This window comes from Paenibacillus sp. PAMC21692, assembly GCF_014303795.1.
Classification (GTDB): domain Bacteria; phylum Bacillota; class Bacilli; order Paenibacillales; family Paenibacillaceae; genus Pristimantibacillus; species Pristimantibacillus agaridevorans.
On the sequence record NZ_CP060293.1, the window covers coordinates 4010364 to 4022790 of the forward strand.

A 12427-nucleotide genomic window follows, 5' to 3' on the forward strand; every position below is an offset into this window, starting at 1 on the left:
ACTTAAAACTTAAAAAAGCGCATACCAAGCCGTTAGGGTCTATCCCTATAATTTAAGTTACAAACTCACATAGACAACAGTAGATTATAACTTTGAAATGAGGAAAGGTCACATGAGCACGCTGCGTTATTTTGTGTTGAAAAAGAGTCTGCTGATCCGAATTATTTTATCTTATTTAATCGTAGGAATTTTAATCATTGCGGCGTTAACGCTTGCGATTACGTCCAAAGTATCTGAAAGCTTGAAGAATGAATTGACGGAATCAACGGATCGTTCGTTGGAGCAATCCTACAATACCGCAAACATATTATTGAATTCGACGTATCAACAATTTGGAAACGCTTTCGATTCCGCTGACATTCAAGCCGGCTTTTACGCTAACGAGTTCGATACGGGATTGATGGGGCGAATCGGAAACAAATTGACTGAACTCGCTAATACCAATCCGATGGTGCATTCGGTATATGTGGTTAATACGCGGCATGAGCTGGTGTTTTCTTCTCTCACGACGGTAAGAACTTTTGACGAATTTTATGACCAGCAAATCCTGCAATTGCTTGAAAATTCCGGTGCTATGCGCGGAAGCATTTTTATCCCGCGGCATACTTCCTTTGTCTCGGATACGAAATCATTTAGCGGGAATTTAATTAGCGTCGCTTATTCAAGCGCGAGAGACGAAAAAGCGACAAATGGGGCATTGATTCTGAATTTGGATCAGCAAGTGCTGCAGCATATGATGATGAACGGCGCGGGAAGCAACTCGTTCCAATCGATGATTCTCAACAGGCAAGGAGTCGTCATCTCCCATTCGGATCTCTCGAGGATCAACTCGAATTTGTCAGAGCTGGATGTCGTTCAGCGAATTTTGCAATCCGAATCGCCGCGAGGCGTCGTAGAGACGGAGCTGGACGGCACCGAACATCGGCTGTTCTATATCAAATCCGAAAGTCTGGGCTGGGTATTCATTGGCGATATTAACTATCAGTCCTTGCTAAGCAAGGTAAATACTATGAGACAGTACATCCTTGCCGTTACGGCCGTGATCTTGATTGTCGTGGGGATAAGCGGATTTTTTTTCACTCGCATGATCTACGGTCCGATTCATCGACTCATCAAAAATGTTGCGGGGATGCGGGGCACTGAAGCGAACAACGAGCCGATCAGCGAATTCGACATGCTTACAGGAGCTTTTCGGCACTTGGAACGAGAGATTCAAGATTTACAGAGCAGCATGACGGCTTACAGGCATACGGAACAAAGGGAAGTTTTGCGGTTGTTAACGACAGGAGGCTGGACCAGTGATTCGGATATAGAGAGGAGGCTGTCAAAGATCGGCATGTCACTTCCAGCCGAGGGCTTCCAGGTGTGTATGCTGCGTCTGGATGCTTTCGGGGAGCTTGAAGAGACATACAGTCCTAACGATTTATCCTTGTTAAAATACGCTATTTCTAACGTTGCCGATGAAATTTGCTCCTCCCACTTTCCAGCCTACAGCTTTGATGGAGAGGAAGATCGGATCGTCATTTTGATCTTGAAGCCACAAGGCTCGGAGGAGCTGGTCAAACAGATTCTTATGGATATACAAGACAATACGGAAAAATTTTTGAAGATGTCTGTTTCCGCTTTTATAGGCTCATATGGGAGCGATCTGCGAAGCATACCACTATCCTGGCAGTCGGCTTATAATGTGTCGCGATATCGCATGGCATTTGGTCCCGGATGTTTAATCGCCACCGAAATCGAGCGTAGCCGTGAGCCGATATCCGATACTTTGTCCGCCACGATGGAGAAGCAAGTGTCCGAAAGCATGAAGGTTGGAGACCTATCGAAAGCCATCTATTCTCTCCAGGAGTATTTTGCACATCTACGCAAGGCTCCTTTTGACGAAATGATGATTTTGTTGAATCAGCTGTTGTTTACCGTGACACGTACCGCTAAAGCGATGGCGACTGGAGACCGCAGCGGCCTTAGTACGGATATCGGCGCTTTGGGACAGCAATTGTACAAGTGCGAGACGCTCGATCAAGCGGAGGAATGGTTCGTTGGACTCAGTGAAATGGCGATCAGTATGCGGGATAAGCAGTCTTCACAAAAAAACGTCATGATCGTGGAGAAGCTAAGAGAGCACATTCATCAATCGTATATGGATCCGAATCTGACGATCGAGAAGCTAGCGGAAGTGGCAGGTTTATCCGTCAACTATACAAGAAAGATTTTTAAAGATATCGCATGTGTTTCTATAAACCAATACCTGAGCGATTATCGATTCGAAAAAGCAAAAGTGCTGTTGCTGACAACGGATTTACCGGCCAACCGAATAGGGGAGATGGTCGGGATCGACAATACAAAGTATTTTTACATCTCGTTTAAAAAGTATAGTGGAAAAACACCGGATCACTTCCGAAAAAGCAATGATGGTCGGGATGACCTGAAGTAAATAGAGAATGAAAAAGCCCCCTTTTTCTGAAGAAAAAGGGGGTTGTTTGTTCAATTATAGGAAAGTATAAAGGACGGCGACAGCCGTTTCACCTTGTCATTCTGGCATTTTTTAAACGGTTAATTGAATTTTAAACCCTATCCTTTCTTTGATTATATGCTTTTTCATCGATTTTTGAGGTTTAGCGAATGACTAAGACAAGATAGAGTGATGACATGACAACAGCAAAGAGATTGAAGGAGGATCTACATGAGCCACACCACTGCAAGCCAAACCGAGCAGCCTTTCCCGAAAAGCAGGAATCGAGGGAAGCTCGGAGCATTCTTTTTTGAACTATTAAAAAACAAATTTTTATATCTTCTCGCATTGCCGGCAATGATTTGGTTTTTTGTTTTTGCATACTTGCCAATGGGCGGGATTGTCATCGCGTTCCAAGATTTTAAGGCAATGAAGGGAATCACCGGCAGTGAATTCATCGGACTCAAAAACTTTCAGTTTTTCTTCCGATCGAGCGACTGGATTCAAATTGTGACCAATACGCTGTTTTTGAACATTTTATTTATCGTTTTTAATACGCTTGCAGCCGTGGTCATTGCCATAATGGTTACGGAAATGGGTGGCAAGTGGTACAAGAAAATTACTCAATCCGTCATGATCTTTCCGCATTTTCTGTCCTGGACAGTCGTAGCGATGTTCGTGATGGCATTCGTTGCAACGGATGGCGGCTTTATCAATCAGATCTTGTCCGTGTTCGGAATTGGCCCTATTCAATTGTTGTCGTCGCCGGGCTATTGGCCTCTTATTCTTGTATTGCTTAAGATATGGCATGGAGCTGGCTTTGGCTCAATTATTTATATGGCTACGATCTCGGGAATTAATCCGGATATTTACGAATCTGCTTCGATGGATGGAGCTAGCCGCTTCCAAAAGATTCGTTATATTACATTGCCGCTGATCAAGCCTACCGTTATTTTGCTAACGATACTGGCGGTTGGCGGCATCTTTAACGGGGACTTCGGTATGATTTATGCGATTATCGGACGCAATCCATTGCTCTATCCAACGACGGATGTCATCGATACGTATCTATTTCGTGCAATGATGGATCTTGGCGATATGAGCATGTCGGCTGCGATCGGCTTCATGCAATCGTTGATTGGATTCATCCTCGTTTTGACCGTCAACTATATCGCCAAAAAAACCGCACCAGAATCTGCTATTTTCTAGATAAGGAGTCGATATGAAACCATGATAAAGGAAAGCTTCCCGGATCGACTGCTCAAAGGATTATTTTATGTCTTGATGGGACTATTCTCACTTTATTGTTTATTGCCCTTCTGGTCCGTCGTGGCCAGTTCCTTTACCTCGGAAGCATCCATCTTGAAGAACGGATATATGTTTTGGCCAACAGATTTTAGCTTGGAAGCCTACAAAATGATTTTCAGGGACAATACGATTTATCGCTCTTACGGCGTCACGACCTTCATTACAGTGGTCGGAACGGCGATGTCCATGATTTTGACCAGTGCGATGGCGTATACGCTTTCGGTAAAATCCGTGAAATATCGTAATCATATGGCTTTTTATATTTACTTTACGATGCTTTTCCATGGCGGCCTAGTCGCCTCGTATCTACTGATTTCAAAATATCTGGACATGAAAGATACGATTTGGGTACTTATCATTCCCAGCATGCTGAGTGCATGGAATATGTTTCTGCTTCGCAATTTCTTCGCCTCTATTGACGATTCGATTGCCGAATCTGCCAAGATTGACGGAGCAAACGATGCCTACATTTTGTTCCGCATCATTTTGCCAATATCGCTGCCGGCTTTGGCGACAATCGGACTATTTTATGCCTTAGGATATTGGAACAAGTGGTTTGACGCTGTTCTGTACATTAATGATAAAAATTTGTATCCGCTTCAATATTTAATTCAACGAATCATGAACAATTTGGACTATGTCAATCAAATCTCTGCGGATATCAGCATTCCGAACTTTATTCCGCCAGCGATGACAGTGCGCCTTGCTACAACGGTCGTAACCATTGGCCCCATTATTTTCCTCTATCCGTTCTTGCAGAAGTATTTTGTCAAAGGCCTTATGGTAGGCGCCGTAAAAGGCTAGATCCGCCTTTTGGCGGTTTAGTATAAAGCAAAGCAATAACATGTAAGTAGAAAAAGGGAGGAATTAGCAACATGAAGAAGAAAGTTTTGACGGTTTCATTATTATCCGTTGCGCTTGTCGTTTCTGCGGCAGCTTGCAGCAGCAACAAGGTTGAACAAGGTACGCCTTCCAAAGGAACAAATGCGGTGTCTACACCGCAGCCGCCTAAGGCAGTGACGCTAAAAGGTATGCTTTTTGGCGACGAGCCAAAGGACCTGCCGATTGTTTTGGAGGAGTTCGAAAGTCGGACAAAGGATACGCTGAATACAAAGCTGGTGATTCAATGGAATCCGCCATCGGATCATAAGCAGAAAGTTAAGCTGATGATGGCCGCAGGCGAAGAAGTAGATTTTGTGTTTGATGCAGATTTTCAAAATTTGAGAGAGCTTATTCCTCAAGGCGCTTACGCTCAATTGGATAAATATTTTAACAACGACGAGTACCCGGGCTTGAAAGCGGCGTTTTCTCCAGAGTTCATCGAGATGAACAAACGTTATGACGATCATTTGTATACGATTCCATTCACGCAATATTTCTTTGATATTCCGGTTGTATATATTCGCAAGGATTTGCGCGAGAAGCTTGGCTTTAGCGAGCCGATCTCCAGCTACGAAGAGCTTCAACAATATTATGAAAAAGTTCTCGAATCCGAAAAGGGTATCACTCCGTTGGCTGTTAGAGGCAATGGCGGCTTCCAGGAAATGCTTGCTCCGGAGAGAGAGGAGCTTGATACGGTACGTCCTCTGAATCTAGGCGGAGTTATATATTATGTTCATCTGTCCGATGACTTGAAGCAAGTACAGGATGTTGTCGCATTTGGCGACGATGCCTCCGCATGGGCGAAACTGCCTGCTCCGCTTGATACGATGAAAACAGCATTCGCACAATACGACAAATGGGCGGAGTGGAGCAAATATTTGGAGAAGGACGTACTCAGCCAGAAGGATCACAAGGCTTACTTCATGTCCGGTAAAGCAGCATCCTATTATGGTACGATTTCGTCGTATGCTGCGGATAAGAAAAAACTGCAGGAAACGATTGCAGATGCAGACCTGGAGTTTTTTGTCTTGAAGGATAAGATTCGCAACATGGAGCCGCAGGCCATCTCGACCTCTTACAAATCGAATAACTCAATCGCGATTCCGGTGTCCTCCAAAAACATCGACAGAACGATGAAGTTTTTTGACTGGTTGTTCCAAAGCCGCGAAAATCATGACTTATTCGAATATGGAATTGAGGGCAAGCATTGGGAGGCTGTTGGAGAAAACCAACTGAACCTTCTGGACGAATCGGATAATTATGTGTTCCCTGGCTACGAATTCAGCTGGAACCCCAATATGATCCGCCTGCCAGCGGATTTGGATGAAACGGCGAAAAGTTACTTCGAATATTCGGCCAAAGAGGACACGTATTATGCCCCGGTGCTCGCTAAGTTCACATTTGACACCTCTAATGTAAAAGGCGAATTTGCCAACGTTCAATCGAAGGCAGATCCGTTTGTCCAAACGCTGAAGGCCGGCCAAGTGAAGAATTGGGAAGCCGAAGCAGTGGCGCTTAACAAGGAACTGAAGGCGCTTGGTTTGGATACGATTCGTGAAGAGATCAAAACGCAAGTTCAGGCCTATCTGGATGCTGGCGGCAAATAAATTCATGGAGGAGAGCCGGGCTGTGGAGTAAGTTCCGCACCCGGTTCTTGCTGAATAACCGTATGGATATCATTGGATCGTCAATCGGCCTGGAGGAAATGCCGGAGAGTGATTGTTATTGAAAGGTTTGGGCTCGTACATGGAGAAGAAGCCGGATGGTCTATACTCATAGATCCTCCGGTTTTTTATTGGCTATATTCAGAATTGATTCATATTTCAATACCAGTTTCATTCTTTGATATTTGAATTTTCCAGGAACCGTGCTAGTTTGATGGAGCGGGATCCTGCTTGAGTTAACAACATGTCGATCGAAAGGAGAAGTTATGTGAATGTAAAGTCAGCTAGAAAACAAGGCGTTTGGAGAGAGCTTAATAAAAACAGATGGGGATATTTGATGGCGCTTCCAGGCATCGTGTTTCTCCTTATGTTTTCCTATTTGCCCATGAGCGGCCTTGTCCTTGCATTTAAGGATTACAATCGCGTGGACGGAATTTTTGGAAGCCCCTGGATCGGATTGCGTAATTTCGAATCGTTTATCACATCACCTGATGTCTTGAGGGTAGCCTTCAACACGTTGTATTTAAATGCTTTATTCATTGTATTCGGCACGCTAGTGCAAATTGTGATTGCTATCCTGTTACATGAAGCTGCAAAAAAATGGTTCAAAAAAGTGGCGCAATCGTTGCTTTTCTTTCCTTACTTTGTATCCTGGGTTGTTGTAGGTGAACTTGTATATAGTATCTTATCCAAGGATTTTGGTTCGCTCGACAAAATACTGACTCAGTTGGGATTGCCGCAAATTGATTGGTATACAGAACCTCAGTATTGGAGAGCTATATTGGTGTTTGTTTATATATGGAAATGGACGGGGTACGGGGCCATTATATATATAGCTGCTTTGACAAGCATAGATACCACCTACTATGAAGCTGCTACAGTGGATGGAGCAAACCGATGGCAGCAAGTGAAACATATAACGTTGCCGTTGCTAATGCCGACAACGATCATCCTTACTCTGTTGGCCATAGGAAGAATCTGTTACGGCGATTTCGGGATGATATTCGGAATCGTGAAGGAAAATGGGATTTTAATGCCTACAACAGATATTCTGGATACGTATGTCTATCGTTCTCTACGCGTCTATAATGATATCGGAATGTCGACTGCGGTAGGTTTTGTTCAATCGATTATGGGCTTTATCCTTGTTTACGCAAGCAATCGGCTTGCACGAAGAATCGGAGATGGCACATCGCTTTATTAAGGAGGGTGAAAACAATCAAACTATCTCTGGTGGATCGCACGTTTAATTGGATTGTGTACGGGACAGTATCCGTCTTTATGATGATTTGTTTATATCCTTTAATTCTTATGATTTCCAGCTCCTTTTCAACGGAAAAGGAAATCATTAAATTAGGATATTCGGTATGGCCGAGAGGATTTACGCTGGACACCTATTCCTATTTGTTCCAGAGTGGCGGCGAGTGGATTATGTCCTCCTATCTGGTCAGTATATTCGTTACGGTTGCCGGTACGATAGGCAGCATGCTCATCACGGCGATGTTAGCGTATGCCTTGTCTTCGAAAAAGCTGAAATACAGAAATTCCATTTCGATGTATTGTTATTTTACGATGTTGTTTAACGGCGGGCTTGTACCCTGGTATATCCTCATTGTCAATTATTATCAGTTAACCAATACGCTCGCTGCATTGATTGTTCCTTATTTATTGAATGTTTTCTTTTTATTCGTCATGAGGAGCTACTTCGATACCATTCCCGAGCCTTTGCTGGAATCCGCAAGAATCGACGGAGCTACTGAAATTTATATATTCGCAAGGATCATGATTCCAATTGCTCTGCCAGGCATTGCGACGATCTCTTTGTTCTACGCCATACAATACTGGAATGATTGGTGGCTGTCCTTGTTGTTTATTCGTGACGACTCATTATATCCGTTACAATATCGGTTATACAATCTGCTATCGAACACGCAAGCGCTGGCAAGTAACATGTCTGAAAGCGCAGCTGACAAAATCGCTGTACCAACCGTAACCGTCAAAGCGGCGATTACGATGATTACGATCGCGCCGATTCTTCTCGTATTCCCATTCATTCAGCGGTTTTTTGTTAAAGGGTTAATGATTGGCGCGGTTAAAGGCTAGTAAGCGGCGAATTCCATTGGAGGGAGTGATTCATGGACATTTTCAGCTTGACATAAAAGAAGTATGATCGTAAATAATCGGAGAAGGGGTTAAAACGAAAATGAAAAAGAATTGGAAAAAGGGATTGCCCGTATTACTCACTACATTGACGACAGTGTTAGCGATTACTGCTTGTTCAGGCAATAACAATACGCCAGCGGCGAGTGCGACGAACAAGCCGGTTAAGGGAAATGACAACAAGCAACCAGTGGATCAGGCCAGCGAACAAAAATTGGCAACCATTAATATGGTTATGCCAGGGGATCAGAGCTCTCGCATGAAGGCGTTTTTAGAAACCGAGTTCGCTGAAAAGATGAAAGAGGAGTTAAACCTGGAATTCAATATTAACTATATACCTTGGGCGCAGTATTATGATAAATTGAATCTTATGTTTTCTTCTGGCGAGGCTTTGGATATATTCTGGGGAAGTCCAAGCAAGCTGGCGGAATTTGCAAACAAAAAAAATATTATGGCTGTAGATGAAATCCTGCCTGAAAACGGTCCTAACATACTCAAACATTTCCCGGAAGAGAATTTTGAAGCGGTCAAATTAAACGGTCAAATGTACGCGCTTCCAGTTGCTAAAGCTCCTACTGCAGTGAAATTCCACTCCTTGCTAGTGAGAGAGGACCTTCTGAAGGAGGCCGGCATGGATGCTATTACATCCGTTCAGGATATTAATGACTTCGCAGCTAAAGTGCAGGAGTTGCATCCGGAGATGACGCCGATATTCGAGGTGGATCCCATTACTCCTTACTACAGGGCATTCGCGCCGCAAGATGTGTCGCTCACGCCTATGGGGAATGCTCCTCAATATTATGTGAATGAGGATGAACCGGGGGGAAAAGTCTATTCCTTATTCGATAATGTGGACATCGTCAAACAAATCAGCGAAATGCGCGCTGATTGGAGAAGTAAAGGTTATATCAAGGATAATCAGTTAACCAATGCCGGCAACGGGTTGAGTGAGTTTAATTCAGGCAATTATGCCATGACGACAGGAGCAGCTGGCGACCGGGCGGTGAATTTCATAGGTTCATTAACGAAGAATGTTCCTACAGGCGAGCTCAACGAATATTTATTAAATCCGGAGAAGCCTAGGTACAAGCAGATGGTTGTCACAGATGTGTTCTATGTAGCCGCGCAATCCAAGCATGCGGATCGTGCCGTACAATTCTTAGACTGGGTATATGAAAACCAAAGTAATTACGACTTTATGATCAATGGCGTGAAGGACAAGGATTTTAAAGAGGTTGGCGATAAAATCGAGAAGATTAACAATGATGAGCTTTGGCCGGCTTGGATGCTATATAACAAGACCTATGCCAAATTCAGTACCATTATCCCGGACAAGACAGCCAATAGCTACAAGAATTGGGATGAAGGCGCTGTTCTATCGAAAACGGCAGGATTTGTATTTGATAACGCCAGCGTGAAGGATGAAGAAGCGAGAGTGAAACAAGTGACGGTTGAGAAGATCTATCCGATTCTCTGGGGCTTCCTTGATTATGAAGAGAATTTCCCGGCCGCTCAAAAAGCGTTGAAGGACGCAGGAGTTGACAAGATCCTTAAAGAATATGAAAAGCAGCTAACAGATTATCTCGGCAACAAGTAAATTTTCTATGGAGTGAGCGGACTACATGACTAAGGCCAGAGCAAGTAAGGAAGCATTCATCGCACATACGTTTTTCATTAAATTACTGCTTATATATTTGGGAACGGCTGTGATGTCCGTGCTTGTTCTGGCTATTATTATGTATTATTGGTTTGGCAATAAGAGTACCGAGGATATTCTGGCGATGAACCGTTTGAATTTGAGCAGCGTTCAGGCCAAAGGCAACAGCGCGATATCCAACGCCGAACAAATCGCTTATCAAATCTACAAGCATAGCGAATATCAAGGCCTTATGAGGGATGAGAAGCCAAGCGTTCCCGATTTGCTCAATACCTCTAAATTCATCGATACGATTCTGCTGACGAATGAGGAAGTAGCTTCGATCTACATTATCAAGAACAAGCAAATGATGATGGAGAAGACGGGAAGAGGCATAGTAGAGAAGGAGTCTGCGCTTCTTGAGCTGGCAGAATCCATGGGCAATCTGACACCTGTGGTGCGATCCGTATCTTACATTACCGGGGAGTCTGCTCACGTGATCTCTGTTATGTTCAAGGATGGGGAGACGGGGGCTGTACTGGTCACTTTGGATTCGGAACAGGTGAAGAAAGAGGTATTCAATCAGGATGAAAAGAATACAGCCGCCGCTGCCATATTCGACTCCGAAGGTCAAATTCTGCTACGCAGCAATGAAGAGCCCGCCTATCTGGACTTATACCACAACGCATACGAGCAGCTGAATCATAACGGGCCGTTATCCGGAAGCGGCTCCAGGCATATGAAGGATGAGCAGGGTCTCATTGCCAACTATATTGTGTATGAAAATCCAAATTGGACCGTGCTTTCGCTCATTCGGGAGAATGATATCATTCGGGAGCAATCCACGGCCATGAATACGATTATTGTCGTCATATCCGCTATTTTCGTGCTGCTGCTGTTTATTTCGATTATCGTTTCCAAACGATATTATTTGCCAATGACGGTGATTTTCAGCCAAATTGTCAGATCCGCAAGGAAGACCGGCGTTCCTGAGTCCAAGGAAGCGGTCAACCTGAAAGTCATCGTGAATTCGACGAAATCGCTGTTTGAACGGATGAACGTGCTGGAGCATCAAGAAGAGAAGAGTATATTTGCGATGCAGTCGCGCTACATCCATACCTTATTGCAGCATAGCGGCGAGTTGAATGAAAGGGAGATCAGAGAGCAACTGCTGGCATTAAAAGCGGTGAGCAATCTGCATCATCCATATGTGATTCTAGTAGTTCGAATCAATGATTATTTGAGCTTTAATGAGCAGAATACGAAGGTCTCGGCGTCCTTAAAGCTGAATTCGTTAGGCAATTTAACGCTTGAGATGTTAGGCTGCGATACCAATAGCACCTATTTGGTCGTGGATGAGGAGCATCTCGTTTTCTTGCTTCAAGTTGATGAACATAATGGAGACTTCCAACCGGCTGATTTAGACCAAATTCTCTTGCAGCTGAGAGAAACCTCGATGAGCATTTGGAATATTGGCTTCACAGCCGGCGTTAGCGATAAGGAAGAACATTACAAGAATATATCAGCCAGCTATATACAGGCCTACGAGGCAACGAATTACCGTCTTTATTATGGCAAGGAGTCTGTGCTGTACACCTCGGACGTATTCATTGAATCGGAGAATATGGACGAAGCCATTCGAAAAGCAGAGAAGCAATTGATCAAGGATGTTAAACAGCTGGCGAAATTCGAATTCGATGAGCATGTGAAGGAATACCTGGAATTATTATGCGCTCTCCCTTACCGGACCACTGTAAAGCTGCATGCCCAAATGATTCATTCGCTATTCCTTATTCTTGAAGATGTCATTTTCCAGCAATCCGCAAAGCCCGAATATGACTACCCGTCCATCTATGATCGTGTTCAGACTATGGAATCATTAGCAGATCTGAGCAAATGGTATGGGGAAGTCTATGCGTTGATCAGCGGGGAAATCATTGCGATCAACAACTCCGGTACTTCGGACATTGTGCGGAAAATTGTGGAGCTGACGGCGGAGAACTATGCAAACTCAGGCATTTCTGCAAACGGGTTGGCAGATGAGCTTCAAATTACGCCCCAATATTTTAGCAAAGTGATTAAAGAGGCACTCGGGATGAGCTTCCCGGATTACATTAATAATTTAAGGTTAACCAAAGCGCGTGAATTGCTGATCTCTCATCCCGATATGGGCGTGAAACAAATTTACGAGAGCATTGGCTATAACAATGCGGCTTATTTTACCGCGCTATTCAAGAAGACATACGGCGTGACCCCAACTCAATTTAGAAAAACGGTAAATGAGCTGGATTAAGCTTCCAAAAAGGAGGTGAGGCGAAAGAA

8 protein-coding genes are annotated in these 12427 nt (G+C 44.0%); all 8 read left to right on the top strand.

Features of this window, described 5'->3' with window-relative positions; genetic code table 11:
- Window positions 1-112: 112 nt before the first annotated feature.
- The 8 genes from H7F31_RS15820 (at window position 113) to H7F31_RS15855 (ending at window position 12398) form a co-directional block, all read left to right on the top strand.
- Window positions 113-2437: a helix-turn-helix domain-containing protein gene (locus tag H7F31_RS15820; protein ID WP_187104967.1), complete on the top strand. Its 2325-nt coding sequence runs from the start codon at window positions 113-115 to the stop codon at window positions 2435-2437.
- Window positions 2438-2686: 249 nt separating this feature from the next.
- The gene (locus H7F31_RS15825; protein ID WP_187104968.1) at window positions 2687-3664 is read left to right on the top strand and encodes an ABC transporter permease; all 978 of its coding nucleotides are present in this window, start codon (window positions 2687-2689) and stop codon (window positions 3662-3664) included.
- Window positions 3665-3685: 21 nt separating this feature from the next.
- The gene (locus H7F31_RS15830; protein WP_187104969.1) at window positions 3686-4567 is read left to right on the top strand and encodes a carbohydrate ABC transporter permease; all 882 of its coding nucleotides are present in this window, start codon (window positions 3686-3688) and stop codon (window positions 4565-4567) included.
- A gap of 71 nt (window positions 4568-4638) precedes the next feature.
- The gene (locus tag H7F31_RS15835; protein WP_187104970.1) at window positions 4639-6252 is read left to right on the top strand and encodes an ABC transporter substrate-binding protein; all 1614 of its coding nucleotides are present in this window, start codon (window positions 4639-4641) and stop codon (window positions 6250-6252) included.
- 325 nt (window positions 6253-6577) lie between these two features.
- Window positions 6578-7513, top strand: a complete 936-nt coding sequence (locus H7F31_RS15840) for an ABC transporter permease (protein WP_261800439.1) — start codon at window positions 6578-6580, stop codon at window positions 7511-7513.
- A gap of 5 nt (window positions 7514-7518) precedes the next feature.
- Window positions 7519-8412 carry a carbohydrate ABC transporter permease gene (locus tag H7F31_RS15845; RefSeq protein WP_261800440.1) on the top strand — a complete coding sequence of 298 codons (894 nt, stop codon included), beginning with the start codon at window positions 7519-7521 and terminating at the stop codon, window positions 8410-8412.
- A gap of 100 nt (window positions 8413-8512) precedes the next feature.
- Window positions 8513-10066: an extracellular solute-binding protein gene (locus tag H7F31_RS15850; RefSeq protein ID WP_187104972.1), complete on the top strand. Its 1554-nt coding sequence runs from the start codon at window positions 8513-8515 to the stop codon at window positions 10064-10066.
- Between the two features lie 25 nt (window positions 10067-10091).
- Entirely contained in the window at window positions 10092-12398 is a 2307-nt protein-coding gene (locus H7F31_RS15855; RefSeq protein ID WP_187104973.1) for a helix-turn-helix domain-containing protein, read from the top strand.
- Window positions 12399-12427 lie beyond the last annotated feature (29 nt).

Coding starts and splice junctions, on each gene's coding strand:
- H7F31_RS15820 (WP_187104967.1), top strand. CDS start 113: ATGAGCACGCTGCGTTATTTTGTGTTGAAAAAGAGTCTGCTGATCCGA.
- H7F31_RS15825 (WP_187104968.1), top strand. CDS start 2,687: ATGAGCCACACCACTGCAAGCCAAACCGAGCAGCCTTTCCCGAAAAGC.
- H7F31_RS15830 (WP_187104969.1), top strand. CDS start 3,686: ATGATAAAGGAAAGCTTCCCGGATCGACTGCTCAAAGGATTATTTTAT.
- H7F31_RS15835 (WP_187104970.1), top strand. CDS start 4,639: ATGAAGAAGAAAGTTTTGACGGTTTCATTATTATCCGTTGCGCTTGTC.
- H7F31_RS15850 (WP_187104972.1), top strand. CDS start 8,513: ATGAAAAAGAATTGGAAAAAGGGATTGCCCGTATTACTCACTACATTG.
- H7F31_RS15855 (WP_187104973.1), top strand. CDS start 10,092: ATGACTAAGGCCAGAGCAAGTAAGGAAGCATTCATCGCACATACGTTT.